3 protein-coding genes are annotated in these 2272 nt (G+C 72.6%); all 3 read left to right on the top strand.

What is annotated here, in order from left to right:
- Positions 1-250: 250 nt before the first annotated feature.
- A complete protein-coding gene (locus AE652_RS39825; RefSeq protein WP_049660537.1) occupies positions 251-460 on the top strand; it encodes a cold-shock protein in 210 nt (69 codons plus the stop codon).
- 351 nt (positions 461-811) lie between these two features.
- The gene (locus tag AE652_RS39820; RefSeq protein WP_049660535.1) at positions 812-1204 is read left to right on the top strand and encodes a hypothetical protein; all 393 of its coding nucleotides are present in this window, start codon (positions 812-814) and stop codon (positions 1202-1204) included.
- Positions 1205-1328: 124 nt separating this feature from the next.
- Complete coding sequence (locus AE652_RS39815; RefSeq protein ID WP_234348714.1) at positions 1329-2213, top strand: trypsin-like serine protease; 885 nt, start codon at positions 1329-1331, stop codon at positions 2211-2213.
- Positions 2214-2272: the final 59 nt, after the last annotated feature.

Genomic DNA, 2272 nt, shown 5'->3' with positions numbered 1-2272 from the left:
CGCCCTCGGCGGCTACAAGAAGTGGCTGACGGTCACCGGTGCGCCGAAGAAGAGCGCCGCGAGAATTCCCGTTTCGGCCCGAGGCCTGTTACGGTCGTAGGAGTTGCAGTTTTGGTTCCCATGAACTCTGTGTGCGCCTGCTGATTCCCATCGCAGGCGTATTTTTTTTCTGAGATCCCGGCGGGTCATCAGTGCGGCGACGAGTAGCCCGCGCAGTGCGGTCTACAGCGCCTTAGAAGGAGAATTTCCCATGGCTTTCGGCACCGTGAAGTGGTTCAACGGGGAAAAGGGCTTCGGCTTCATCCAGCAGGAAGACGGCGGCCCGGACGTGTTCGCCCACTACTCGAACATCAACGCCTCGGGCTTCCGTGAGCTGCTCGAGGGCCAGAAGGTCGAGTACGACGTCACGCAGGGCCAGAAGGGCCTCCAGGCGGAGAACATCCGCCCCGTCGCTCTCTGACATTTCCCGCCGCACGATTCTCGAATCGTAGAGGGAACCGGGGCCCGTACCGCACAGGCGGTACGGGCCCCGGCCCATGTCCGCCCGCCGTCGCCGACCGTTTTCCTTATTCGCGGACTTCGCGAACCGGAATAAAACGGGCATGAGGGAATCCACCCACGCGCCGGATCGGCCGTACGAGCCGGACCCGCCGACGCGAACCGGTCCACGCCTTCCCGCCCTCCGCCGACCGTCCCGTGCAGAATCCGGCGGTCGCGCCCGCCCCGGGGTGAGCCCGGCGGCGGACCGGGACCGTAGACGTGGACGGGGCGCCCGCTGCCGGAGCGGGTGCCGCGGCGCGAGGAGGCAGGCGTGCTCAGGTTCCACGGCGCATGGCGGATCACCGTGGTCGGCACGAGCGCCGACTTCGACCAGCGGGCGGTCGTGCGCGGTGCGTACGGACTGAGGGTGCTGCCGGGGCGGGTCGGCGCCACGATCGCGGTCGACGAGGAGAGCTGGACGCTGTCCCTGGAACACCGCCCGTGGGGCCGCACCTGGCAGCCCAACCTGCGCACCACCCCCGGTCCGGTCACCGAACACGACGGCCTGCGCAGCCAGTTGCTCACCAGCAACGACCGCCACTGGCCGGGCAAGCCGCTCGGCTACGTCAACTTCGTGCTGCGCCTGGAGCAGAGCGTCGCCCCGACCGGCGTCCCCCCGCTGCCGTCGCCGTCGCCGGGGGAGTACGGGCGGGCCACCCGGTAGCCCGACGGCGGGTCCGGGGGCTACCCCCAGGCCGGAGCGGCCCGCTGGCCGGGTGTTGCGGCGGGTGGGCGCCGAGTTGACTGGTCGTATCCGCACCAGCCGACCGACCGAAAGGCCGTCACCCGTGTCGTTCCGCACGACCGTCCGCACCGCCCCCCGTACCACCGCCGCCCGTACGACCGCCGGCGAGCCCGCCTCCCGCCGCCGCGGCGCCCGGATCGCCGCCGTCGCCGCCCTGGCCGCCGCGCTGGGCGCCACCGCCATGAGCGGCAGCGCCTCCGCGATCGTCAACGGCCGTGACTCCACCGAGCGTTACCCCTTCATGGCCACCCTCCCGCTGAGCGCGAAGCAGCTAGCCGACGGCGCCTGCGGCGGCACCCTGATCGACCGCCAGTGGGTGCTGACCGCCGCCCACTGCGTGGTGGGCACCGAGGACACCGGCGTCACCCTCAAGGGCACCGTGCGCATCGGCAGCGCCCACCGCGACAGCGGCGGCAGCGTGCGGAACGTCGAGCGCGTCGTCGTCCACCCCGGCTTCGGCTTCGGCGACGGCGCCACCCGCCCCAACCACGACGACCTCGCCCTCGTCCGCCTGGACCGCCCCGCCGCCGGGCAGCCCATCCGCATCGCCGACCACCCCGGCACCCCCGGCACCCCCACCCGGCTGCTCGGCTTCGGCACCGTCGTCGACACCCAGGACTACCAGCAGATGGTCTTCCCCGACCGCCTCCAGGAACTGCCCAGCCGCATCGGCGCACCGGCCGACTGCGCCCCCGGCTACGCCGACCCCACCCGCCTGTGCACGCTCAGCCGCGTCCCGCAGGCCATGGCCTGCTTCGGCGACTCCGGCGGCCCCCAGATCCAGCGCGGCCGCGGCGGCCGCTGGGAACTGGTCGGCGCCACCTCCGGCCCCGGCGCCCCCGGCGTGCCCTGCGCGGGCGGCCCCGGCCTGTACACCGACGTGCCCGCCTACGCCCCCTGGATCCGCGCCACCATCGCCGCCGGCTGACGGCCCGGCACCACCACGCGGCTAAAGTCCCAGGTGAGAACCGTCGCGCCCGAGGAGAG

The sequence above is a fragment of the Kitasatospora sp. MY 5-36 genome (assembly GCF_001182915.1).
GTDB lineage: Bacteria > Actinomycetota > Actinomycetes > Streptomycetales > Streptomycetaceae > Kitasatospora.
The sequence above is the reverse complement of the archived record's forward strand: the minus strand, read 5'-3'. Positions and strand labels throughout refer to the sequence as shown.

Excerpts from the sequence above, each read along its gene's own strand:
- AE652_RS39825 (WP_049660537.1), top strand. The coding sequence starts at position 251 with ATGGCTTTCGGCACCGTGAAGTGGTTCAACGGGGAAAAGGGCTTCGGC.